Raw genomic sequence first — 23,741 nt, 5'->3', positions numbered from 1 at the left:
CAGTTCGCGGGCTGCTCTGTTGAAAGCGAGAGCAGCAACGGCCGGTTGAAGGCACGGTGAGGACACCTCCTCAAACCTCTTGCGTGCGCCTCGATTGAAGAACCAAGACGCCACGCCAGAGCGCTGAGTGTTGTTTGGTTGAGACTGTGCACCCCGACCATCGTGACTGGTCCTTGCCCGCCTACCGTCGCGGGACCTTATGCGGCATGGATGCCGCATAAGAGCCTACACGGACGTACTTGCGGCGTGTCCCGCGATGGTGGGCGGGCGAGGACCCTGCAGCCAAGCCGCAGCTCAGCCGCTCTTCATGCACCGGTCGGAGCCAGGCCGAGCTGCGACCTCTCAGGGCTTACCCGCGGCCTTGCCATCGCCGGTGCTGAACACCGTGCGGCAATCCACGCGGATCTGCTCGCCGGTGCTACGCCAATAGAACAGGTCGCAATGGCGCTTGCCTTCGACGGTCTTCTTCACCGCCACTGCATAGAACGATTGTGCGATCTCTTCGCGGCTGGCAGTGCCGTCGTTGTTCCAGTCCATGTCCTTGAACTCCACGCCCTGGGTGATGGCCATGCCCACGCTCCAGGCATAGGCCAGCCACGCCAGGATCAGCACGATCACGCCGAGCAGGATCTTGCGCCGGGTGGTGAAAGGGCCGCGCAGGATCATGCGGTGCGCTGGATGGTCGCGCCCAGCGCCCCCAGCTTCTCCTCGATGTTTTCGTAGCCACGGTCCAGGTGGTAAATGCGATCGATGGTGGTGTCGCCATCGGCGACCAGGCCTGCCAGGATCAGCGACGCCGATGCGCGCAGGTCGGTCGCCATCACTGGCGCGCCGCTCAGGCGTTCGGCACCGCGCACGATGGCGGTGTGGCCTTCGACCTGGATATCCGCGCCCAGGCGCAGCAGCTCGTTGACGTGCATGAAGCGGTTTTCGAAGATGGTTTCGTTGATCACGCCCACCCCGTCGGCCACGCAGTTGAGCGCCATGAATTGCGCCTGCATGTCGGTGGGAAACGCCGGGTACGGCGCGGTGGTCAGGCTGACGGCGCGCGGACGCTTGCCCTGCATGTCCAGCGTGATGCTGTCGGCGGTGGTGGTGATGGTGGCGCCGGCCTCGGTCAGCTTGTCCAGCACTGCATCCAGCGTTTCCGGGCGCGCGCGGCGCACGGTGACGCTGCCGCCGGTCATCGCCGCGGCGACCAGGAAGGTGCCGGTTTCGATGCGGTCCGGCAGCACCGCATGGTGCCCGCCGCCCAGCCGCTCGACGCCCTGCACCACGATGCGTGGAGTGCCGGCGCCTTCGATCTGCGCACCGAGTGCGATCAGACAGTCGGCCAGGTCGGTAACTTCCGGCTCCATCGCCGCGTTTTCCAGCACCGTGGTGCCTTCGGCGAGCACGGCGGCCATCAGCACGTTCTCGGTGCCGGTGACGCTGACCATGTCGAACACATAGCGGCCGCCCTTCAGGCGCCCGTGGCTGGTGGCCTTGATGTAGCCATTCTCCACGCTGATGTCGGCACCCAGTGCCTGCAGGCCCTTGATGTGCTGATCCACCGGGCGCGAACCGATCGCGCAACCGCCGGGCAGCGACACTTCGGCGGTGCCGTAGCGCGCCAGCAGCGGGCCCAACACCAGGATCGAGGCACGCATGGTCTTGACCAGCTCGTACGGCGCAACCTGATGGGTGACCGAGCGCGGGTCGACCAGGATCGAACGGCCCTTGGCCAGCGTGCCTTCGTCGATGGTGACCTCCGCGCCCAGCTCGCTGAGCAGCTTCACCGTGGTGATCACGTCGTGCAGGTGCGGCACGTTGCTGATTTCCACCGGCGCGTCGGCCAGCAGGGTGGCGCACAGGATCGGCAGCACTGCATTCTTGGCGCCGGAAATATTGACCTCGCCATGCAGCGCTTGGCCGCCGGTCACTACGATTTTTGCCATGGGAATCTGAAAAATCCGAAAGTAGAAGGGATGTCGGGAATGAAATAAGGCGCGTATCGATCGTGGTGCACGCGGCGCGCGGTGGAACCGGGGATCGAGCCGCGCCGGATATGGCCCGGGACGCGCTGGACGCAATCACTGCGTGGGCGTGGACAACGCCGGCCCAGGCGATGCAGGTGCATCCTGCTTCCTGACCCCGTGCTGCGCACCGCTCCGGCCCAGCCCGCTCGGCGGCTGCGTTCAGCCTTCTTCGGGCGTCAGCGTCTTCAGCTGCAGCGCGTGGATCGCCCCGCCCATCAGCTCGCCCAGGGTCGCATAGACCATACGGTGCCGCGCCAGTGGTGGCTTGCCGACGAATGCAGGGCTGACCACGGTGGCCTCGAAGTGCACGCCGTCGTCGCCGTGCACGTCGACGCGGGCTTCGGGCAAGCCGGATTCGATGAGTTTACGGATGGTTTCGGCGTCCAAGGGGCGTTTCCTCATAAAATGAGCGCACATTCTACTCTTCACCCGAGTCCTGCATGGCTGTCTCGCCCCTGCCCTCCGCCACCGTCAGCGACGCCAGCCTGGTCGCCAGCGGCCAGCGCGTGCTGCAGATCGAGCGCGAGGCGCTGGCCAGCGTGGGCGCACGCATCGGCAGCGAGTTCGCCGCGGCCTGCCGGCTGGTGCTGGCCTCGCGCGGACGGGTGGTCGCCACCGGCATGGGCAAGTCCGGCCATGTGGCGCGCAAGATCGCCGCCACCCTCGCCTCGACCGGCACGCCGGCATTCTTCGTGCACCCGGGCGAAGCCGGACACGGCGACCTGGGCATGATCACCGAGGCCGACATCGTGCTGGCGCTGTCGTACTCCGGGGAATCGGACGAGGTGCGCATGCTGCTGCCGGTGCTCAAGCGCCAGGGCAACCCGATCATCGCCATGACCGGCCGCACCGGTTCCACCCTGGCCCAGGCCGCCGACGTGCACCTGGACGTCAGCGTGTCGGCCGAAGCCTGCCCGCTGCATCTGGCCCCCACCTCCAGCACCACCGCCTCGTTGGCGATGGGCGATGCGCTGGCAGTCGCGCTGCTGGATGCGCGCGGCTTCACCGCCGACGACTTCGCGCGCTCGCATCCTGCCGGCAGCCTGGGACGGCGCCTGCTGCTGCACATTACCGATGTGATGCACGCCGGCGAGGACCTGCCGCGTGTGCGCGAAGACGCCAGCCTGAGCGAGGCGTTGATGGAAATGAGCCGCAAGCGGCTGGGCATGACTGCCGTGGTGGACGCCGACGACCGTCTGATCGGCCTGTTCACCGACGGCGACCTGCGCCGCGCGCTGGACAGCGACATCGACGTGCGCAGCGCCGGCATCGCGCAGGTGATGACGCGCAACCCGCGCACCATCGCCGCCGACCAGCTGGCCGCCGAGGCCGCGCGGCTCATGGAGGACTACAAGATCAACGGCCTGATCGTGGTCGATGCGCAGCACCGCGCGGTGGGCGCATTGAACATTCACGACCTGTTGCGCGCCAAGGTGGTTTAACAGGTTCAGTTTTCAACCGCCGGACCCCGTTCTCACCGATTCGTGCCGATGCCCTATTCCCCTTTGCAGCACCTTCCCGCCGAGCTGATCGAGCGCGCCGCGCGCGTCCGCCTTGCCTGTTTCGACGTCGACGGCACCCTGACCGACGGTCGCCTGTACTACGACCATGCCGGCAACGAGAGCAAAGCCTTCAACGTGCTCGACGGCCAGGGTCTGAAGCAGCTCGACCACGCCGGCATCCAGGTCGCGCTGATCACCGCGCGCGCCAGCCTGTCGGCGGAAAAGCGCGGCCAGGATCTGGGCCTGCATGTGCAGATCGTGGTGAAGAACAAGCGCCTGGCAGTGCTGGCGCTGTGCCAGGAGCACGGCCTGTCGCTGGACCAGGTGCTGTTCATGGGCGATGACCTCCCCGACCTGCCCGCCCTGCTCGCGGTCGGCCTGCCGGTGGCGCCGGCCAACGCGCATCCATGGATTGCCGAGCGCGTGCAGTGGCAGACCCGCGCCCGTGGCGGCGAAGGCGCCGCGCGCGAAGTCTGCGATGTGGTGCTGGCCGCACAAGGACAGGTCGAACGCATCATCGAAGGGTTCTCGGCATGAATTGGAACTGGCGCACCACCCTGGGCGTGGTGCTGTTCGTCGCCGCCGTGATTTCCGGCTGGTCGGCCTGGAAACAGCGCGCGCGCCCAGCCGCCGCGGCCGTGCAGGAGTCCGGCGCCGACTACATCCTGCGCGACTTCGAGCTGATTGCCCTGGACAAGCAGAGCGGCAAGGAGTCGATGACGCTGCGCGCGCCGGAGATGCATCGCAACCGGGCCGACCAGACCGCTGACATCACCACGCCGGTGTTCCTGATGCCCGACAACGCCAATCTGCCGTGGACCCTGCGCGCCAAGACCGGCTGGGTCAATCCGGACGGCACCCAGCTGCGCCTGCGCGGCGATGTCGAGGGCGACAGCCCGACCGGCGGCGCCACGCCGCCCACCACGTTCCGCACCCAAAGCCTGGACGTGTTCCCGCAACAGAATATCGCCAAGACCGACGCGCCAGTGACCATGACCCGCCCTGGTATCATGCAGAGCGGCGTCGGCTTCGAAGCCAACCTCAAATCACGCCAGTACAAGCTCCTCTCTCAGGTCAAGACCCGCTATGAACCGAATGCTGCCCGCTAAACTGGCGTTTGCCGCACTGCTGCTGCCTGCGTTGGCAATGGCCAAGACCAGCGATCGCAACCAGCCGATGGCGATCGACTCCAATGCCAACGATTGCAACATGCTCGACGACAGCGGCAAGTGCCGTTTCAGCGGCAATGTGGTGATCACGCAGGGCACGCTGGAAATCCACGCCGACACCGCCGATATCTTCCAGAAGAACGGCCAGACCGATCGCGTGGTGCTCAACGGCAAGCAGGCCACGCTCAAGCAGGAGATGGACGACGGCGCCATGATGCACGGCCAGGCCGACAACATCGAATACAAGGTCGCCGATGAGATCATCATCCTGACCGGCAATTACAAGGTGGATTCGCCCAAGGGCACCAACGCCGGCCAGCGCATGGTCTACAACACCAAGACCGGCAACATGCAGAGCGGCGGCGATGGCAGCCGCGTGCGCACCATCATCCAGCCGAAGAACCCGGCGCCTGCCGCGGCAACGCCCGCTCCGACACCGGCCGCCAAGCCCGCTGCCAAGCCGCAGGGGAAGAAGTAATGCTGGTCGCCACCGGTCTGCGCAAGAAGTACAAGCAACGCGAAGTGGTCAAGGAGTTCGGCCTCACGCTGGAGGCCGGCGAGGTGGTGGGCCTGCTCGGCCCCAACGGCGCCGGCAAGACCACCTGCTTCTACATGATCGTGGGCCTGGTCGAAGCCGATGCCGGCCGTATCGAATTGGATGGCCGCGACCTCACTGCCGAGCCGATGTACGCACGCGCCAAGCTGGGCGTCGGCTACCTGCCGCAGGAGCCCTCGATCTTCCGCAAGCTCACCGTGGCCGACAACATCCGCCTGGTGCTGGAGCTGCGCGAGGAACTGGACAACGCCGGCCGTGAGAAGGAACTGGTCTCGCTGCTGGAAGAACTGCAGATCACCCATGTGGCCGATCAGCTCGGCGCCAGCCTCTCCGGCGGCGAGCGGCGCCGTTGCGAGATCGCACGTGCGCTGGCGGCCAAGCCGCGCATGATGCTGCTGGACGAACCCTTCGCCGGCGTGGACCCGATTTCGGTCGGCGAGATCCAGCGCATCATCATCCACCTCAAGGAGCGCGGCATCGGTGTCCTGATCACCGACCACAACGTGCGCGAAACCTTGGGAATCTGCGACCGCGCGTATATCCTCGCCGAGGGAGGCGTGCTGGCGCAGGGGGCACCAGACACGTTGCTAGCCAATCCCGACGTCCGTCGCGTGTATCTGGGGGAAACTTTCCGCCTTTGAGCGCGTCGCCGCGCCAACGCTTTTTCCAGTCAGTGCCCGCATGAAAGCCCGGCTCCAGACATCGCTAGGACAGCAGTTGGTCATGACGCCGCAATTGCGTCAGGCGATCAAGCTATTGCAGATGTCCACCACCGAGCTGGAAGTGGAAATCGCCGAGGCGGTGGAAACCAATCCGCTGCTGGAATGGGCCGACGAAGCTGCGCATGCGGCCAGCGACATCGCGGTGGACTCCTCGCCGTCCGCGTCCACCGAACAGCCCCAGCGCGAAGAAGTCGCGCCTGCCGAGCGCGACGAGGATTGGTCGCAGGACGAACTGCAGTGGACCGGCTCGGGCAGCGGCGGCAGCTTTGACGACGACGAGTCCGGCGACGCGGCAGAGCGCGTGGCCGAATCCGAAACGCTGGCCGACCACCTCTTGTGGCAGCTGCATCTATCACCGCTGTCGCCGCGCGACCGCCAGATCGGCGCGATGCTGATCGACGCGCTCGACGAAGACGGCTACCTGCGCGAACCGCTGTCGGCCATTCTCGAGACCCTGGCGCTGGGCGCCGCGGTCGACGAGGCCGACGTGCTCACCGTCCTGCATCAGATCCAGCGCTTCGACCCGGTGGGCGTGGGCGCGCGCACGCTGGGCGAATGCCTGGCGCTGCAGCTGGGGGTGCTCGATGCGGACACGCCCGGCCGCGAGCTGGCGCTGCAGATCGTTGCCGGCCCGCTGGAACGGCTGCCGCGCAGCGGTGTGGCCGGGCTGGCGCACGAGCTCAAGCGTTCCACTGCCGACGTGGAACAGGCGGTGCAGCTGGTGCGTTCGCTGGACCCGCGCCCGGGCAAGCAGATCGGCGACCTGTCGCAGGACACCTATGTCGTGCCGGACTGCGTGATCTGGCGCCAGCGCGGGGTCTGGCGGGCCGCACTGGCCGGCCGCGCGCAGCCCAAGGTCACCATCCACCGCGGCTACGAAAACCTGATCCGCAGCTGCGGCGAATCCGATGCCGGCTATCTGCGTGGCCAGTTGCAGGAGGCGCGCTGGCTGCTCAAGAGCCTGGAGGCGCGCGGCGAGACCCTGTTGCGGGTGGTGCGCTGCCTGCTGGAACACCAGGCCGGGTTCCTGGAGTTCGGTGCGCAGGCCTTGCGCCCGTTGACGCTGCGCGAGATCGCGGGCGAGCTCGGGCTGCACGAATCCACCATTTCCCGCGCGATCGCCCGCAAATACGTGCGCACCCCGCGCGGCACCATCGCGCTGCGCGCGTTCTTCGCCTCCGGCATCGACACCGACAGCGGCGGCGAGGCCTCCAGCACCGCCATCCAGGCCATGATCCGGCGCCTGATCGATGCGGAAAACCCGCGCAAACCGCTCTCCGACGCCAAGCTGGCCGATCTGCTGAAAACATCCGGCGTACCAGTGGCGCGGCGCACCGTTGCGAAGTATCGTGAGGCCATGAACATTTCCGCCTCCCACGAACGCGTGCGCATCGCCTGACGTTGCGACCACCGCAACGCCGGCATGCGCCGGGCTTGTCGGATCACCGGAACGGTTCATTGGCCCACCGACCAATGGAGGTATCCGATGCGTATCGAGACGTATGGCCACCAGCTTGAAGTGACCCCCGCCCTGCGGGACTACGTGGCAAGCAAGCTGCAGCGATTGCAGCGCCATTTCGACCAGCACTGCGAAGTCCGAACGCAGCTGGCCGTCCGCAAGCCGGACCACCACGTGGTCGCCACCGTCAACCTGCCCGGTCGCACCCTGCACGCAGATGCCAGCGGCTCCACCATGTATGCGGCCATCGACCTGCTGGTCGACAAGCTCGACCGCCTGGTCCTCAAGCAAAAATAGAAGAAATGTAACCACCACGCCCGCGAGGTGCGCGACAATCCCGCATGACGCTTCCCGCTTGATGCCCTCATGCCCTTAACCGATCTGATGGCGGCCGTGCGCACCGTGGTGTCGCCGGCCGCCGATCGCGACACCGTCCTGCATGCCGCCGCCGACCTGCTCTCCTGTCGTCAGGCCGGCGCCGACGAGCTCTACGCCAACCTGTGCGAGCGCGAGGCCCTGGGCAGTACCGCCATTGGCCATGGCATCGCCATTCCGCATGGGCGCTGCCCCAACCTCACCGAGCCACGCGGGGCCTTGCTGCGGCTGGACACGCCGGTGTCCTTCGGTGGTGACGAGCCGGTGGACCTGGTCTTCGCCATGGCCGTGCCGGCGCACTACACCCACCAGCACCTGATGCTGCTGTCCGAGCTGGCCGAACGGTTTTCCGATGCCGACTTCCGTCGGAACTTGCGCGCCGCACCCAACGCCGATGCCCTGATGGCGCTGCTCGCCGACGTGCCGCCCGCGCAGGCGAGCGCGGCATGAATACCAGCATCACCGCACGCGAACTGTTCGACCAGCAGCGCGACAAGCTGGCCCTGCGCTGGGTCGCCGGCCCCAAGGGCGAGCACCGCGAGATCCAGGCCGGCAGCAACAACGCGCGGCGCCCGTCGCTGGCTGGCTACCTCAATGTGATCTATCCCAACAAGGTGCAGATCCTGGGCACCGAGGAACTGGCCTGGCTGGACTCGCTGGATGCGCGGCAGCGCTGGGAAACCATCGAAAAGATCATCCAGGTGCAACCGCTGGCGCTGGCGATCAGCAAGAACCAGTCATGCCCGGAAGATCTGCGTGCGGCGGCGGACGAATCCAATACGCCGCTGTGGATCTCGTCCAAACGCGGCCACGAGCTGCTCAACCACCTCTCCTACCATCTGGCACGCACGCTGGCGCCGCGGGTCACGCTGCATGGCGTGTTCATGGAGATCTACTCGATCGGCGTGCTGATCACCGGCGAAGCCGGCTCGGGCAAGAGCGAACTAGCGCTGGAACTGCTCAGCCGCGGCCACCGGCTGGTGGCCGACGATGCGCCCGAATTCACCCAGATCGCGCCCGATGTGCTCGACGGCACCTGCCCCGAACTGCTCCAGGATTTGCTGGAAGTACGCGGCCTGGGCGTCTTGAACGTGCGCGACATGTTCGGCGACACCGCGGTGAAGAAAAACAAGTACCTGCGCCTGATCGTGCACCTGACCCGGCCGATGACCGAGCCCACGCCGTCCGGCTACGAGCGTCTGACCGGCGATTCGGGCAGCCGCCATGTGCTGGACCTGGACGTGCCGCTGATCACCCTGCCGGTGATGCCCGGCCGCAATCTGGCCGTGCTGACCGAAGCGGCGACCCGGCTGCACATCCTGCGCACCAAAGGCATCGACCCGGCAGCGATGTTCATCGCTCGCCACAGCAACCTGCTGGAGCGACGTACGCCATGAGTGTTGCGCCCTCCACGCTGATGATCGTGAGCGGGCTGTCCGGCTCGGGCAAATCGGTCGCGTTGAAGACCTTCGAAGACCTGGATTACTACTGCTCGGACAATCTGCCGGTCGAGCTGCTGCCGGACTTCGTCAAAAGCCGTCTGCGTGGTAACCCGATCGGCGACCAGCGCCTGGCGGTGGGCATCGATGTGCGCAGCCGCAGCGACCTGACCCAGCTGGCGCAGTGGCGCCAGGCCGCGCAGGAATACGGCATCGAGGCGCGATTGCTGTTTTTCGAGGCCAGCGACGAGGCGTTGATCAAGCGGTATGCCGATACCCGCCGCCGCCACCCGCTCAGCCATCTCGGCCTGGCATTGCCGGAAGCGATCACCCGCGAGCGCCAGTTGACCGAACCGTTGCGTACGCAGGCCGATGCCGTCATCGACACCAGCACGCTCAACGTGCATCAATTGCGCCGCCGCGTGGTCACCGAGTTCGCGCTTGGTTCCCATGACCGGCTGTCGCTGCTGTTCGAATCGTTTGCCTACAAGCGCGGCGTGCCGGCCGAAGCCGACTTCGTGTTCGACGCGCGCGTGCTGCCCAATCCGCATTGGGATCCGGAACTGCGCCCACTCACCGGCCGCGATGCCGGCGTGCGCGACTACCTGGACAACGAGGCGGACGTGCAGCGCTACAGCGCGCAGATCGTGGACCTGCTCGATACCTGGCTGCCGCGACTGCGCAACGACACCCGCAGCTACGTGACCATCGCCTTCGGTTGCACGGGCGGCAAACACCGCTCGGTCTACATGGCCGAGCGCATGGCCCGCCATGCGCGCGAACAAGGCTGGCCGGAAGTGGCGACGTTTCATCGCGAGCAGGACTGAGGGGCTGGGATTGGGGAATCGGGATTGGGGAATCGTCAAAGCGGTGTCATGCTGCTTGGAATGTGCGAACGGTCGATGACAGCTGTGCTTTGAAGCTTGGCCTTGCGGGTTGGCCTCGGCATCGAGTCCCTGCCCCGCGCTTGCTGTCAAGGGTTTGATCTTGGTGGCTCATTTTGAGCTGCAGGCCGCCTTTGTCACTGCTGCTTCCTTAGTTTTGCTGCGGGCGCAGATTGTTCGGCCTGGCGCAGGCATTGGGTCTGCGGGAAAAACTTTTGATCGGTGCATTCGTCTGCGCGTTCTGATCGTGGACTGCCTGGCAAGCGCGCGCTGCAGCGTTCGCTTGTGATGCGGTTCGCATTGGCAGACTGCGGGCGTCGCGATCATTGCCATGCGGGCAGCGGCGCGCTTGCTGCATGCAGTGCACGCGACACGCCGCAGCGGTCCTAAACGGCTATTCAGTTCGCAACGCATCTGTGCAGGCAGACGCTATCGCGCAGTCATGCCGACCTGTTAACGTTTCGGCATGGCCTGTGGCATTCTCCTCATTACTCATCCCGGCATCGGCGCAGCGTTGTTGAACGTGGCGACGGGGCTGTTGCGGCAATTGCCGTTGAAGACCGAAGCATTCGACGTGCCGTTCGATGCAGACCTGGACGCGTTGCTGCCCCAGGCGTCGTCGGCGATGCGCCGGGTCGACAGCGGCGACGGCGTGCTGGTCATGACCGACCTGTACGGCGCCAGCCCCAGCAATCTGGCCAACCGTCTGGCCAAGCTGGGCACCCCGGTTCGCCGGGTGTCCGCACTGAGCCTGCCGATGCTGCTGCGCGTGATGAACTACCCCGAACAAGGATTGCAGGAGCTGCCCGCCACTGCGGCGGCCGGTACCCGCAACGGAGCGATCATCGACGATGCTTGAACGCGAACTCATAGTTTCCAACCGACTCGGACTGCATGCGCGGGCCACCGCCAAGCTGGTGCAGACGCTGTCGTCGTATCGCAGCAACGCCACCCTGGCGGCCAAGGGGCGCGAGGTGAATGCCAAGAGCATCATGGGCGTGATGCTGCTGGCCGCAGGCCAGGGCACCAGCGTGGTGGTGCGGCTGGATGGCGAAGACGAAGCCGAGGCCTTACAGGCGCTGGTGGACCTGTTCGAGCGTCGTTTCGACGAGGACAGCTGAGCATGTGCGGCGTCGGTGCCGTTGCGACCGACACGGCGCCGCTGCGCCAGGGCCGCGCATGAGCCTGCGCCTGCGCGGACATGGCGCTGCACGCGGCAACGCGCTTGGCCGCGCACGCGTGCGCCAGAGCCATACCCTCGAAGTGGCCGAACAACGCGTGCCCGCCAATCAGGTGGAAACGCAGCTGCAGCGCCTGCATGCCGCCATCGCGTCGGCACGGGTCGAGATGCAGCAGCTGCGCGACCGCCTGCACGGCGCACTGGCGCGCGAAGTCGGCGAATTTCTCGAGCTGCATGCATTGCTGCTCGATGACCCCGAGCTGCTGCAAGGCCTGGATGAACTGATCCGCACCCACCGTTACAGCGCCGACTATGCCTTGCGCGTACAGCGCGACCGCCTGGCGGCGGTGTTCGACGGGATGGAGGATGCGTATCTCAAGAGCCGCATGGACGATCTGGATCACGTGATCGGCCGCATCCATGCGTTCTTGCACAAGCGCGCTCCCGACCTCAAGGGTGTGGCCGGCGAAATCCTGGTGTGCGACAACGTGGCACCTTCCGAGCTGGCGCAGCTGCAGGCGCAAGGCGTGGTCGGCATCGTCACCACCGCCGGCAGCACGCTGTCGCACAGCGCGATCCTGGCGCGCAGCCTGCACCTGCCGTTGGTGGTGGGCGTCAGCGACGCGCTGCAGCGCATCGAAGATGGCGATGTGCTGATTGTCGATGCCGGCTCGGGCCAGGTCATCGTCGACCCCAAGCCCGAACATCTGCGCGACTATCGCGAGCGCCTGCGTGCGCTTGCCAAGGAACAGCGCGAGCTGGGCCGGCTACGCTCCAAGCCCACGCGTACGCGCGACAACGTCGATATCACTCTGCTGGCCAACGCCGAATCGCTGGAAGACGTGGCCAACGCGCATGCGCTCGGGGCCAGCGGCCTGGGCTTGTACCGCACCGAATTCCTGTTCCTGCAGCGCAACGAACTGCCGGACGAAGACGAACAGTTCCACACCTACCGCGACACCGTGCTGGGCATGAGCGGCCACCCGGTCACCATCCGCACCCTGGATCTTGGCGCCGACAAGGCCGACCGCACCGGCCTGACACTCAGCGATGAGGACAACCCGGCGCTGGGTCTGCGCGGCGTGCGCCTGTCGCTGGCGCGGCCGGCGGTGGCGCAGGCGCAATTGCGCGCGATCCTGCGTGCGTCCGGCTACGGGCCGGTGCGCATCCTGGTGCCGATGGTCAGCGGCCGCGAAGAAATCCTGCAGCTGCGCAAGCAGTTGAAGAAGCTCACCGCACAGCTGCGCGCCGAAGGCCACGAGATCGCCGAGCACATCCCGCTGGGTGCGATGATCGAAGTGCCGGCTGCGGCATTGGCGCTGGACTGCTTCATCGACGATATCGATTTCCTGTCCATCGGCACCAACGACCTGGTGCAATACCTGCTGGCGGTGGATCGCAACAACGAGGCGTTGGGCGAGCTGTACTCGCCCCTGCATCCGGCCGTCCTTCGGCTGATCGCGCAGGTCATCGCCACCGGGCGCACCTACGGCAAGCCGGTCGCGGTGTGCGGTGAAATCGCCGGCGATCCGCGTTTCGTACCGATGCTGCTGGCGCTGGGGCTCACCGAGTTCAGCCTGCATCCGGCCACATTGCTGGAAGTGCGCCGCGCGGTGCGCGACACCCATCTGGGCGAGTTGCGCGTGCACGGCGAAAAATTGCTGCGCGCCCGCGATCGCAAGGGCATCGAAAAATGGCTGGCTGGCCATGCGCAGGGGCTGCTGCGGTAATTGCGGCACGCAGCGCCCGGCCGCGCGGCCGATGCTTGAAGACCTGGGTTTCCTTCAGCACGGCGTTCGACACGCTCGCAGTCCTGAGGCAGGCCCAGACGGTGGCGCGAATCGGCATGTACCGCTTGGGCAGTGCGATTGCTGCGCGCACCAGTCACGCCCGCTCGCACCGCGTTGATCGCCTCCTTGTCGAAAAGCGCCGAAGATGCCGCCTGCATCGTCAATCGCATCCCGCTCCATGCACCTTGAGCAGCTCGCGCGGCTTGGCTGCGTCCACCGCGCACGCCCTGCGCAAGCGCGCCGCAGCGGCCCTGTATGTTTCGTCACCATGCGCAAGCGATAATGCCTTGCTGACCCAGCACCGCGTCCTTTACTGATGGCGCGTCCACTCTTCCGGGAAGCCGCGCATGGCCGAAGCCGTTCGCCACGACAAAACCGCGCGCCAGCTACGCCTGCTGTCCGACGCGCTGGATAGCGGACGCCTGGGGCCGGTACGCCGGTTGGTCAATACGCTGGCGCCGGCGGAAATCGGCAACCTGCTCGAATCGCTGCCACCGGGCAAGCGCGAAGTGGTGTGGGGGCTGGTGGATCCGGAAGACGATGGCGAGGTGCTGCTGCACGTCGGCGACGAAGTGCGCGAAAGCCTGCTGGCCGACATGGACCCGGACGAGATCGTGGCGGCGGTCGAAGACCTGGAAATCGACGATCTGGCCAACCTGGTCGAAGACCTGCCCGACACCGTCATCGATGAAGTGCTCAAGTCGATGGACCGCGAAAACCGCGAGCGGCTCGAGCAGGTGCTGTCGTATCCGGAAGACACCGCCGGGCGTCTGATGAACCCGGACGTGGTCACCGTGCGCGCCGACGTCAATGTGGACGTGGTGCTGCGCTATCTGCGCCTGCGCGGCGAACTGCCCGACCACACCGATCACCTGTACGTGGTGAGCCGGCGCCACCAATACCTGGGCCGCGTGCCGCTGGCGGCGCTGGTCACCCACGAAGACAGCACGCCGGTCAACCGGCTGATCGACGACGAGCAACCGGCCATCGATGTGGGCGACGGTTCGGACGAAGTGGCGCGGCGCTTCTCCGACCACGACTGGATCTCCGCGCCGGTGGTGGACGACAACAACATCCTGCTCGGCCGCATCACCATCGACGACGTGGTCGACATCATCCGCGAGCAGGCCGAGCACCAGGCCATGAGCGCGGCCGGTCTGGACGAAGACGAAGACATGTTCAGCCCGGCACGGCGCGCATTCCGGCGCCGCCTGATCTGGCTGAGCATCAATCTGTGCACCGCGTTTCTGGCGTCCAGCGTGGTCAGCAGGTTCGAGGGCACCATCGAGAAACTGGTGGCGCTTGCGGCGCTGATGCCGATCGTTGCCGGCATGGGCGGCAATGCCGGCACCCAGGTGCTGGCCCTGATGGTGCGCGGCCTGGCGCTGGGCCAGATCGGCTCGTCCAACGTGATGACCTTGCTCAAGAAAGAGCTCACCGTCGCGCTGATCAACGGGCTGTGCCTGGGCATCGGGCTTGGCTTGATCGTGCTGGCCTGGTTCCGGCAACCGATGCTATCGCTGGTGATCGGCACTGCATTGACGGTGAACATGCTCACTGCCGCCTTCGGCGGAGTGCTGGTGCCGGTGACGCTGAAACGGTTGGGCTTCGATCCGGCGTTGGCCGGTGGCGTGATCCTGACCACCTTGACCGACGTGATGGGCTTTTTGAGCTTCCTGGGCCTGGCCACGCTGATCCTGCTGCCCTGACCTGCGGTGCCTGGCCTGGAGCGTGTCATGCACGCGATGACGACAAGCAGATGAATATTCGACAGGAATCGCCTCGCCTCGACACGCCAGCGCACCGGCATGCGGTAATACTGCACCCATGTGATCGGTCGGGAGAGCTGCGTGATTCGTCGTTGTCTTGTTGTCATTGCCTTTGCGCTACTGCTGGCCGGCTGTTCCAGCATGGCTGAGCGCCACCACGACGAACGCCGCGGCCACTTCGTCACCCGTACGCTGAAACTGGAAGGGCGCCTGTACCGCTATCAAGTGTTCGTGCCCGCGTCCAAGGTGCCGCAGCCGCGGCCCATCGTGCTGTTCCTGCATGGCTCGGGCGAGCGCGGCGATAACGGGCGCGATCAGGCCGAAGTCGGCCTGGGCCCTTACTTGAGCGAACACACTGCCGATTTCCCCGCGCTTGTCGTATTGCCGCAAGTGCCCAATGACGAAGAGTGGATGGGCGTCAATGCGCGCATGGCAATCGCGGCGCTGGATGCGGCCAGCGCCGAGTTCGCTGCCGACCCGCAGCGCACCTACCTCACCGGCATTTCGATGGGCGGCTATGGCGCCTGGGAAATCGGGCTGATGCAGCCGCAACGGTTTGCGGCGATCGTGCCGATCTGCGGTGCACTCAAGGCACCGCGCGATGAGCGCCGCACCTTGTACGTGAGCCTGGTGGCGAAGGAAGCGGACCCGTACACCGCGGCAGTGACGCAACTCAAGCACGTGCCGATCTGGATGTTCCATGGCGCCAAGGACGATTCGGTGCCGCCGCACGACGACCGCGCGCTGTACCGCGCCGCCAAGGGCGTCGGGGCCAATGTGCGCTACAGCGAATATCCGCAAGGCAACCACAACGCCTGGGACGCAACCTATGCGGACCCGGCGATGTGGGAATGGATGTTCAAGCAGCGCCTGCGCTGATGTTGTGCAGCGCCACGCCGGCCCTGCGCCGGCATGGCGGCATGACATGGCCGGTGCGCCTCAGTGGTGATACCCGGTGTCAGCGGTGATCTTGCCGCGGAATACGCGGTACGACCATACCGTATAGCCCAGGATCAGCGGCAGCAGCATGACCAGTCCCACCATCGCGAACAGTTGCGAAGACGGCGGCGCGGCAGCCTGCCAGATGGTGTAGACCGGCGGCACCAGATACGGCCACATGCCCAGCACCAGACCCAAGAAGCCCAGCACGAACAGGCCCATCGCCAGCAGGAATGGCAGCGCATCCGAGCGCGCGGCCTCGCTCGCACGCCATAGCGCCCCTCCCACGATGGCGACCAGCAGCGGCACCGGCATCAGCCACAGATAGTGCGTGCCACTGAACCAGCGCTCCATCACATGCGACTGCAGCGGCAACCAGGCGCTGACCAGGCCGATGAAGATCAACACGCTGATGGTCAACGGTCGGCTCAACTGCCGCGCCAACTGCTGCACGTGGCCTTCTGTCTTGAGAATCAGCCAGGTACTGCCGAGCAGCGCATAGCCGAACACCAAGGCGGCGCCCGTCAGCATCGCGAACGGGCTGAACCAGCCCCAGATGCCGCCGACATAGCGGTCGTTCTCGATCGGCAGGCCCTGCACCAGCGCGCCAAGGATCACGCCCTGCGCGAAGGTGGCCAGGATCGAACCGGCAGCAAACGCATTACTCCACAAGCGCCGCGAGCGATGCGCCTTGAAACGGAATTCGAATGCAACGCCGCGGAACACCAAGGCCATCACCATCAACAGCACCGGCAGATACAGCGCCGACAAGATCACCGCATACGCCTTGGGAAATGCGGCCAGCAGCCCTGCCCCGCCGAGCACCAGCCAGGTTTCGTTGCCGTCCCAGATCGGCGCGGCGGTGTTCATCATCAGATCCAGCTGCGCTTCGTCCTTGCGGAACGGCGCCAGGATGCCGATGCCGAGCACGAAGCCGTCCAGCACCACGTACATCAGCACCCCGAAGCCGATCACCGCAAACCACGCCACCGGCAATACGCTGTTCATCTCCATCATGCAGCTCCGTCGATCGGTGCATCCGCTGCCGACAGCGGGCGTGCGGGCGTGTGTTCGCCATGGTCCAGATGCGGCGCGTCGGCATGTGGGGTGGGGCCTTGCTTGCCGATCTTGACCAGGTACCAGATGCCCCAGCCGAACACGAACGCGTAGCCGGCCACATACACCGCCAGCGAGATGGCGGTCATCAGCGCAGACTGCGGGCCCACCGCATCGGCGGTGCGCAACAAGCCGTAGACCACATAGGGCTGCCGGCCGATTTCGGTGACGAACCAGCCGGAAATCAGCGCGATGAAGCCGCTCGGCAACATCCAGCGCCAGACCGCCAGCAACCAGCGCCATTGCACCAGCTTGCCGCGCCATAACGCGAACGCAGACACCCAGGCCACCAGCAGCATCAATGAGCCGATCCCCACCATGATGCGGAAGGCGAAGAACACCGGCGTCACCGGCGGGCGCTCGCTTGCCGGCACCGACGTCAGTGGCGCGATGCTGCCATCCGGGCGGTGGGTCAGAATCAGGCTGCCCAGGCGCGGAATCGCCACCTCATAGTCGTTACGCTCAGCCTGTGCGTTGGGTAACGCAAACACCACCAGCGGGAATCCCTCGCCCGGCTGTTCGGCATGCCAGTGCGCTTCCATCGCGGCGATCTTCATCGGCTGATGCTTGAGCGTGTTCAAGCCATGCATGTCGCCGACGACGATCTGCAGCGGTACGGCGATCGCGGCAAACACCACGGCCAGCTTCAGCATGCGCAGCCCTGCCTGGCGATGTACGCCACGATGCAGATACCACGCGCCCACTGCACCCACCACGAAGCAGGTGGTGATGAACGAGCCAAGCGCCATGTGCGCAAGCCGGTACGGGAACGAGGGATTGAAGATGATCTGCAACCAGTCCACCGGATGCACGATGCCGCCGATGACCTCGTAGCCGGCCGGGGTCTGCAACCAGCTATTGGACGAAAGAATCCAGAACGTGGAAAACAGCGTGCCCAGCGCCACCATGCAGGTGGCCAGGAAATGCAGGCGCTCGGAAATTCGACCCCAGCCGAACATCATCACGCCCAGGAAACTGGCTTCCAGAAAGAACGCGGTGAGCACTTCATAGCTCAGCAGTGGCCCGATCACGCCACCGGCCACGCGGCTCAATTCCGGCCAGTTGGCCCCGAACTGGAAGGCCATCACGATGCCGCTGACCACGCCCATGCCGAAGGACACGGCAAAGATCTTCTGCCAGAAAAAATACAGCTCGCGCCAGACCGGCAGACGCGTGCGCAACCAGCGCCATTCCAGAAACGCCAGCAGGCTGGAAAGCCCGATGGTGAATGCCGGAAACAACACGTGGAACGCAATGACGAATCCGAACTGGATCCGCGATAACAGCAGTGCGTCCATGGAGAACCCTCCAGGAAAAAAGTGATCGTCGGCGCGCAGGTCGCAGCGCGATCGCCGGAATGCATTGCATCGAGCGATCGCGCGCGCGCTGCTGCGCTACGCGATCATGATAGGGACGGTCGCGCCCGTTCCCGATGCGACACGGCGTCGCATCTGCGACAAATTGCCGCCCTTGTACTGCGGTACGCCACACCGCCCGCCTCTGCTGGCCAGTGCGCCGTGCACCGGAGGCGCACGGAGGCGACACAATGGCGCGAACGCCGTCACTGCGGCATGCCGGTCGCTGGTCAGTGCACGTCGACAGGCGGTGCAAGACCGGCCATGCCGAGCGTCCCAGAGCCAGGCCGTAGCAACGCTATGGCCGCACCCGCTCCCAGATCCGCAGAAAATTGCCGCTATACACATCCACGATGCGTTGCGTGGGCCAACCGGCATCCAGCATCGCCTGCGTGAGCTTGGGCAGATCCGCCCCGCTGCGCATCCCGGTCGGCAGGCTGGAAATGCCGCCATCGAAATCGCTGCCGAAACTCAGGTGTTTCCATGGATCTTCGACGATCCCCATGGCGGCAATCTGCCGGGCAAACGCTTCGTAATACCCAACGACAAAGGCAAGATCAGCATCCATGTCCGGCGTGCCATCGGCCAGATAGGCGTGTTGCAAGAAGTACGGCGCCAGGATGACGCTGATGCAGCCACCGGTCTGCACGATGGCACGGATCGCCGCATCGTCGAGCGCCCGGTCCAGGTGACGTGAGGGCCGCGTTTCCACACCACGCGTGACGCTGCGCGATGCGCCATGCGAGACGAAGGCCGGCACGTCGCGACGGATGCAGATGCCGCAAGCGTCAAGGATCCCCTGGCTCGAGGTATGCGAAAGATCCACCAGAAGCCCGGCATTGATGCAGCGCTCCACCACCTGCCGGCCAAACGCCGTCAGCCCCGCGCCCTTCTTCTCGCCCCACGGATTGAGCGATGCATAGCCAGCCTGGGAGATGTCGGTATGGCTGAAATGATTGAGCGTCAGATAGGCGGCGCCGTCCTTGGCCGCACTGTCCAGACGCGCCAGCCGCAGCGCCTGGGTGCGGCGCCCGCGTGGCCCAAGCATGTGCGCCCCCTCCAACGACAGGATGGCGCTGCACAGACCCGCTGCGCGAATCGCGCGGAGCTCGGCGGCGCTGCGTGCCAGCCGCATTCGCCCGCCGCTGGCCGCCACCATCTCCTGGACATAGCGCCGATGCTCCACCCAGTGTTTCCAGGGGTCGAGAAAAGGCACGCCGATGAGGTTTTCCCAGAGTGCATGGGCGCTGAAACAGGCACCGCCATAGCCGCCCGCGAGAAAGTCCGGGCCGCTCACGTGGTACATCAGCGGTTGGTTGCGACCTCGCGGCGAGGTCTTGGACATCAACCAGAGGATCGGAGAACGCCGATGTGCTTTCCAATCGCCCTTCCAGAAATCGAAGCCGCCTAGCCGCGACAGATACAGCGAATCCAGATGCGTATCGACCGGACACGCTAACGCATGCACTGCTTCCAGCGTGAGCGGCGGAACCAAGTCGGCCAGATTGTCGGAGGAAACTGCATGCATGGGCGAACCCCGGCAATGACGTCTGACGACGTCGCCAATAAAAGCGCGTGTTCCGCGTTGAAGATCCGGTCGCTATTCTTCGAGCGCCCTGATGGGTGGAGCATGTGCGTCCAAAGGAGAATAACCGAACTGGACCGTCAGATCCCCGGGGCGAGTGCCCGGCCCGAGAGGAAAGCGCAGGACTGCTGACGCGTTTCTCGTTTCTCGTTTCGCAGCGCACCGCGTCGGTGCGGGGGTTTTTTCGTTATTGGACCGGCCGTCGTCTCACCAGGAATCGACGGGTCCTGGAGGCTTTTGGCGACGATGCCGCATGCCGGGATGGGGAGCCCGCCGATATCGGCTAAGAGCAGCAAACAGAACTGCTGCGCAGCCGCGGCGGCTCCTGGACAGTTGGGTTAGTGTGCGTGCGAGATTGCGGACGCACTGCCCTGATGCCGTGGTCCGTGGCCAGGCCGACGCCTGAACACATCAACGTCGCCAGCAACGACGGGGGCAATTGCCGGTTGCACTCGCGTCATGAGCGCTGGCCGCCGGTTACAGCTGACACGCCCGCCAGCGCACACAACGCACCAACACACTGCCACGCTTCCAATTCCTCACATCCGCGCACGCAGGCGCCGCGCAACTTCGCTGACCGCTGCGATGACTGCGGTCAGCGCGACCATCGAGAGGAATTGCGCGCGCGTATCGGCCGAAGAGGCCAACAACACGAAGATCACGCCCAGGATGACCAGCGCCAGCACGGTCAGAAACGGATAGCCGCGCATGCGGAACGGCAACGCAAGGCCGGCACGGTCCGCGCGGGCGCGCAAGATCAGTTGCGATACCAGCGAGATCGTCCACACCAGCAGGCAAGTGGCGCCGACGATGTTGAGCAGCATTGGCAACACCTTGTTCGGATACAGCAACTCCAGCGCTGCGGCGGCGAAGCCGAACAACACGCTGGCGATCACCGCCACCAGCGGCACTTGCTCGCCGCTGGTCCTGGCCAGCAACCGCGGCGCTTCGCCGCGCTGGGCCAGCGAGAAGATCATCCGCGAGGCACCGTACAGATTAGCGTTGAGCGCCGACAGCAGCGCGACCACCGCCACCAGGGTGATCGCCGTGGCGGCACCGGGAATGCGTGCCACGTCCAGCACGGCCGCGAACGGCGAGCTGAGCGCGGCGCTGGTCCACGGCACCACCGCCACGATCACGCTGATCGACCCGATATAGAACACCAGGATGCGCCAGGCGACAGTGCGAATGGTGCGCGCCAGGCTACGTCCCGGGTCGGCGGTTTCCGCGGCGGCCACCGCCACGATTTCGGTGCCGCCGAAGGCAAACACCACCACCAGCAACGCCGAGCCGATACCGGCCAGGCCCTTGGGCGCAAAGCCGCCGTTCTGGGTGAAGTTGGACAGCCCGGGCGATGCCACTCCGGGCAACCAGCCCGCCAGCAACGCCACGCCGATCAGCAGGAACACCACGATCGCCAGCACTTTCAGAATGGCGAACCAGAATTCGAACTCGCCAAAGTTGCGCACGCCGAGCAGATTGATCGCAGTGAACGTGGCCATGAACAGCAACGCCAGCAACGGCACCGGCAACGCCGGCCAGACCGTGGCCAGCAGCCCGGCGGCACCTACCGCCTCGGCCGCAATCACCACCACCACCTGAAACCACCACAGCCAGCCCACGGTGGCGCCGGCCGTCGGGCCCATCGCATCGGCGGCGTACACCGAGAATGCCCCGCTGGCCGGCTTGGCGGCGGCCATTTCGCCCAGCGCGTTCATCACGATGATGACCAACGCCCCGGCAATCAGATACGAGATCAGTACCGCCGGACCGGCCGCGTGGATGCCTACACCGGATCCCAGAAACAGCCCGGCGCCGATCGCCGTGCCCAGGCCCATCATCATCAATTGCCGCGGCTTCAGCGCATGGCGCAATGCAGGCGCGGCGGGCGCAGCGGTCTCAGCAACGGAATCGGTCGGAAGCGGCATGGACAGGCTTGCATGGATGGAATCGCGACACGATACCGCGTCGCAGCGCCTGCCGCGCCTCTTGACTCCAGCCCGGGGAAGGAGTGGCGATGTCTCGCGATCGCACCTTGCGCGCGGGTGTGCAGCAGCCACGCCCGGCAACCTGCCGGTGCGCGCCGCCACCTGACGGCCGATGCAGCGCGCGCCTGTCACCTGTCGTCTCCAAGAACCGGGCAAAGCACATCCCCGAACAAGCCGGGGACGTGCCTCGATGCCGCCAAGAGCCATCGTGTGCGCAGCTTCCGGATGGACGGCCGCTACTCGTCATCGGCTTGTCACCCGGACACGCTGCGCTTGCTGTGCGCCGCCCAGGCCCTCCTGACCAGCGCTCGCTACAGCTCATTCGCGACTCCGGGCGCTACCGTTCACTCCGCCAGGTTCTTGCCCGCACCCGCGGTGGCGATCACCTTGGCCTTGACCTGTGCTGCCGGCGTCACGGTGTAGATGTAGCCCAGCGACTCCGGGAACACCTTGGAGCTCACCCAGTTGGTGGCATGGCGTAGGGCTTGCTGCCGTCCGGCGTGCTCCAGGTGATGCCGCTGCCAACGTAGTTGTTGATCAGGTCCCAGTAGCCGATCTCGCTGCTGTCGCGCGAAGTCACAGGGTTCTTGATGTTCTCGAAGTAGTTGGACTCGATCTTGGCCACCCCACCCATGCGCACGTTGATGCCCGAGGTAAACACATTGCTGAAGTAGTTGTTGTAGATGTGGCTCAAGCCGCGGCGCTGCAATGGCAAGCGCGATTCCACGTTCTCGAAGCGGTTGTGGTGATACGTGGTGCGCGCAGCCGAGTTCTTGGTGTCGCTGTCGCTGTAGCCATTGAGCGCGACCTTTTGATAGTTGTAGACATAGTTGTAGGACACGGTGACGTGGTGCACGCCCTTCTTCATGTCGATGCCGCCATCGAAGGAGGCATCGCCTGCACCGGAGCACTTGGTGAGCGAGGCGAAGATGGTGTTGTGGTCGATCCAGATCTTGGACGGCTCGCCGCTGGAGTTGCCTTCCAGCGAAATCGAATCGGCATCTTCGCCGCCTTGCAGCAAGCCAATGGTCATGTTCTGGATGATCACGTTGTGCGCATTGCCTACCACACGCACGCCGAAGTTCGCCGACGAACCATTGGCGCCCTTGATGGTGACATCGCTCTTGTTCTTGATCTGCACGGTCTTGGCCGGCAGCTTCCATTGCGCGCACACGTCCTTGATGGTGCCGAAGTCGAACTGGCCGGTGTAGTTGAGCACCAGCCCGCCGCTACCGGAATAGTTGTCGATGGCGGCCTGCACTGCTTCGAACGTCGCCACGTTAACTGGTGTCTTGCCGCCGCCGCCGGTAGTGGCCGCACCGTAACCGACCGGGCCGGCAATCGCGCCCGCGGCGCAAGCGGACAGTGCAAGCGCGAGTGCGCCGTGTAGCGTCTTGATGATCATGGAGCCTCTCCCAATGAAGTCGACAAGCAATGCCGGCCGTCTGCGCAGTGGCGACGACAACGGCAAGGCGATGCGTGGGGGGCTGCATTCTTCGCGCGATTTAAAACATAAAACAATTATTCATCTTCGAAACTTAGACACACCGCGGTGTTCTCTTTCCGGGACATGCAAAAGGGACAGCGAAGGACAGCCGGGACAGGACACGCCAATGCCATGCGATAGCCCTGTGTTGATCGACGCATGTGTGCATGTGCTGCAGACGCCGGCGATGCGCAGGCGTTCGGGCGTGCAGAGCGATTGCGACTGCAACCGTGACGATCCACGTGCCGACGCAGCGACAGGCATGGGCGCACTCAGTGCATGCCTGGCGATGGCAGCTGGCCAACTGCAATGCAGTCATGCATTGCAGCACTGCATCTACATCGGCGCGAAGATGCAAACGCAAGCTGTCGCGCCAGCGCCGTCGCGGCGCATCAGAGCGCTGACGCGC

22 protein-coding genes and 2 pseudogenes are annotated in these 23,741 nt (G+C 65.4%); 16 read left to right on the top strand and 8 right to left on the bottom strand.

Translation table 11 applies throughout. The annotated features are described in order from the left end of the window. Positions 1-342: 342 nt before the first annotated feature. From LN450_RS20560 to LN450_RS20550, 3 genes are all read right to left on the bottom strand, one after another. Positions 343-666 (bottom strand): membrane protein, encoded by a 324-nt coding sequence (locus tag LN450_RS20560; RefSeq protein ID WP_011348142.1) that lies wholly within the window; start codon positions 664-666, stop codon positions 343-345. Further along, positions 663-1,937 carry a UDP-N-acetylglucosamine 1-carboxyvinyltransferase gene (gene murA / locus LN450_RS20555; RefSeq protein ID WP_011348143.1) on the bottom strand — a complete coding sequence of 425 codons (1,275 nt, stop codon included), beginning with the start codon at positions 1,935-1,937 and terminating at the stop codon, positions 663-665. Before murA ends, LN450_RS20560 begins: the two co-directional genes overlap by 4 nt. 240 nt (positions 1,938-2,177) lie before the next feature. Next, complete coding sequence (locus LN450_RS20550) at positions 2,178-2,405, bottom strand: BolA family protein (RefSeq protein ID WP_014090695.1); 228 nt, start codon at positions 2,403-2,405, stop codon at positions 2,178-2,180. Positions 2,406-2,458: 53 nt separating this feature from the next. Here LN450_RS20550 and LN450_RS20545 point away from each other — a divergent pair, with 53 nt between their 5' ends. From LN450_RS20545 to LN450_RS20475, 15 genes are all read left to right on the top strand, one after another. Further along, positions 2,459-3,460 (top strand): KpsF/GutQ family sugar-phosphate isomerase, encoded by a 1,002-nt coding sequence (locus tag LN450_RS20545; protein ID WP_011348146.1) that lies wholly within the window; start codon positions 2,459-2,461, stop codon positions 3,458-3,460. 48 nt (positions 3,461-3,508) lie between these two features. Continuing rightward, on the top strand, positions 3,509-4,057 hold the full coding sequence (locus LN450_RS20540; RefSeq protein ID WP_011348147.1) for a KdsC family phosphatase: 549 nt from the start codon (positions 3,509-3,511) through the stop codon (positions 4,055-4,057). Beyond that, positions 4,054-4,629 (top strand): LPS export ABC transporter periplasmic protein LptC, encoded by a 576-nt coding sequence (lptC, locus tag LN450_RS20535; protein ID WP_011348148.1) that lies wholly within the window; start codon positions 4,054-4,056, stop codon positions 4,627-4,629. The genes LN450_RS20540 and lptC overlap by 4 nt, the downstream gene beginning before the upstream one ends. Next, positions 4,607-5,167, top strand: coding sequence for a lipopolysaccharide transport periplasmic protein LptA (lptA, locus tag LN450_RS20530; RefSeq protein WP_011348149.1), 561 nt, complete (start codon positions 4,607-4,609; stop codon positions 5,165-5,167). Before lptC ends, lptA begins: the two co-directional genes overlap by 23 nt. Further along, positions 5,167-5,886 carry an LPS export ABC transporter ATP-binding protein gene (gene lptB, locus LN450_RS20525; RefSeq protein WP_008572666.1) on the top strand — a complete coding sequence of 240 codons (720 nt, stop codon included), beginning with the start codon at positions 5,167-5,169 and terminating at the stop codon, positions 5,884-5,886. The genes lptA and lptB overlap by 1 nt, the downstream gene beginning before the upstream one ends. Before the next feature lie 40 nt (positions 5,887-5,926). Then, the gene (locus tag LN450_RS20520) at positions 5,927-7,366 is read left to right on the top strand and encodes an RNA polymerase factor sigma-54 (protein WP_039418519.1); all 1,440 of its coding nucleotides are present in this window, start codon (positions 5,927-5,929) and stop codon (positions 7,364-7,366) included. 87 nt (positions 7,367-7,453) lie between these two features. Next, positions 7,454-7,723, top strand: a complete 270-nt coding sequence (hpf, locus tag LN450_RS20515; RefSeq protein WP_011348151.1) for a ribosome hibernation-promoting factor, HPF/YfiA family — start codon at positions 7,454-7,456, stop codon at positions 7,721-7,723. Between the two features lie 69 nt (positions 7,724-7,792). Continuing rightward, positions 7,793-8,251 carry a PTS sugar transporter subunit IIA gene (locus LN450_RS20510; RefSeq protein ID WP_008572672.1) on the top strand — a complete coding sequence of 153 codons (459 nt, stop codon included), beginning with the start codon at positions 7,793-7,795 and terminating at the stop codon, positions 8,249-8,251. After that, positions 8,248-9,198, top strand: a complete 951-nt coding sequence (gene hprK, locus LN450_RS20505; protein ID WP_003487845.1) for an HPr(Ser) kinase/phosphatase — start codon at positions 8,248-8,250, stop codon at positions 9,196-9,198. The genes LN450_RS20510 and hprK overlap by 4 nt, the downstream gene beginning before the upstream one ends. After that, positions 9,195-10,067: an RNase adapter RapZ gene (gene rapZ, locus LN450_RS20500; RefSeq protein WP_008572674.1), complete on the top strand. Its 873-nt coding sequence runs from the start codon at positions 9,195-9,197 to the stop codon at positions 10,065-10,067. Before hprK ends, rapZ begins: the two co-directional genes overlap by 4 nt. A gap of 523 nt (positions 10,068-10,590) precedes the next feature. Next, on the top strand, positions 10,591-10,983 hold the full coding sequence (locus LN450_RS20495; protein ID WP_003487850.1) for a PTS sugar transporter subunit IIA: 393 nt from the start codon (positions 10,591-10,593) through the stop codon (positions 10,981-10,983). Next, entirely contained in the window at positions 10,976-11,245 is a 270-nt protein-coding gene (locus LN450_RS20490) for an HPr family phosphocarrier protein (RefSeq protein ID WP_005913389.1), read from the top strand. The genes LN450_RS20495 and LN450_RS20490 overlap by 8 nt, the downstream gene beginning before the upstream one ends. Positions 11,246-11,303: 58 nt before the next feature. After that, the gene (gene ptsP, locus LN450_RS20485; protein ID WP_011348152.1) at positions 11,304-13,034 is read left to right on the top strand and encodes a phosphoenolpyruvate--protein phosphotransferase; all 1,731 of its coding nucleotides are present in this window, start codon (positions 11,304-11,306) and stop codon (positions 13,032-13,034) included. A gap of 407 nt (positions 13,035-13,441) precedes the next feature. Next, the gene (gene mgtE, locus LN450_RS20480) at positions 13,442-14,803 is read left to right on the top strand and encodes a magnesium transporter (RefSeq protein ID WP_011348153.1); all 1,362 of its coding nucleotides are present in this window, start codon (positions 13,442-13,444) and stop codon (positions 14,801-14,803) included. Between the two features lie 201 nt (positions 14,804-15,004). Continuing rightward, on the top strand, positions 15,005-15,742 hold the full coding sequence (locus LN450_RS20475) for a carboxylesterase family protein (RefSeq protein WP_008571972.1): 738 nt from the start codon (positions 15,005-15,007) through the stop codon (positions 15,740-15,742). Positions 15,743-15,802: 60 nt separating this feature from the next. Here LN450_RS20475 and cydB read toward each other — a convergent pair whose 3' ends face one another. The 5 genes and pseudogenes from cydB to LN450_RS20450 form a co-directional block, all read right to left on the bottom strand. After that, the gene (cydB, locus tag LN450_RS20470) at positions 15,803-16,816 is read right to left on the bottom strand and encodes a cytochrome d ubiquinol oxidase subunit II (RefSeq protein WP_039417389.1); all 1,014 of its coding nucleotides are present in this window, start codon (positions 16,814-16,816) and stop codon (positions 15,803-15,805) included. Next, positions 16,816-18,216: a cytochrome ubiquinol oxidase subunit I gene (locus LN450_RS20465; protein ID WP_011348156.1), complete on the bottom strand. Its 1,401-nt coding sequence runs from the start codon at positions 18,214-18,216 to the stop codon at positions 16,816-16,818. Before LN450_RS20465 ends, cydB begins: the two co-directional genes overlap by 1 nt. A gap of 355 nt (positions 18,217-18,571) precedes the next feature. Then, positions 18,572-19,801 carry a dipeptidase gene (locus tag LN450_RS20460; RefSeq protein ID WP_011348157.1) on the bottom strand — a complete coding sequence of 410 codons (1,230 nt, stop codon included), beginning with the start codon at positions 19,799-19,801 and terminating at the stop codon, positions 18,572-18,574. A 596-nt stretch (positions 19,802-20,397) separates the two neighbouring features. After that, entirely contained in the window at positions 20,398-21,786 is a 1,389-nt protein-coding gene (locus LN450_RS20455) for an amino acid permease (RefSeq protein WP_011348158.1), read from the bottom strand. Positions 21,787-22,190: 404 nt separating this feature from the next. Then, positions 22,191-23,251, bottom strand: a pseudogene (locus tag LN450_RS20450) (pectate lyase family protein). 240 nt (positions 23,252-23,491) lie between these two features. Between LN450_RS20450 and LN450_RS23370 the strand changes: the two are divergent. After that, positions 23,492-23,679, top strand: a pseudogene (locus LN450_RS23370) (hypothetical protein); the annotation flags it as partial. Positions 23,680-23,741: the final 62 nt, after the last annotated feature.

This window comes from Xanthomonas euvesicatoria pv. euvesicatoria (assembly GCF_020880415.1).
Lineage (GTDB): Bacteria > Pseudomonadota > Gammaproteobacteria > Xanthomonadales > Xanthomonadaceae > Xanthomonas > Xanthomonas euvesicatoria.
This window is presented reverse-complemented; position numbering and strand designations above follow the sequence as displayed.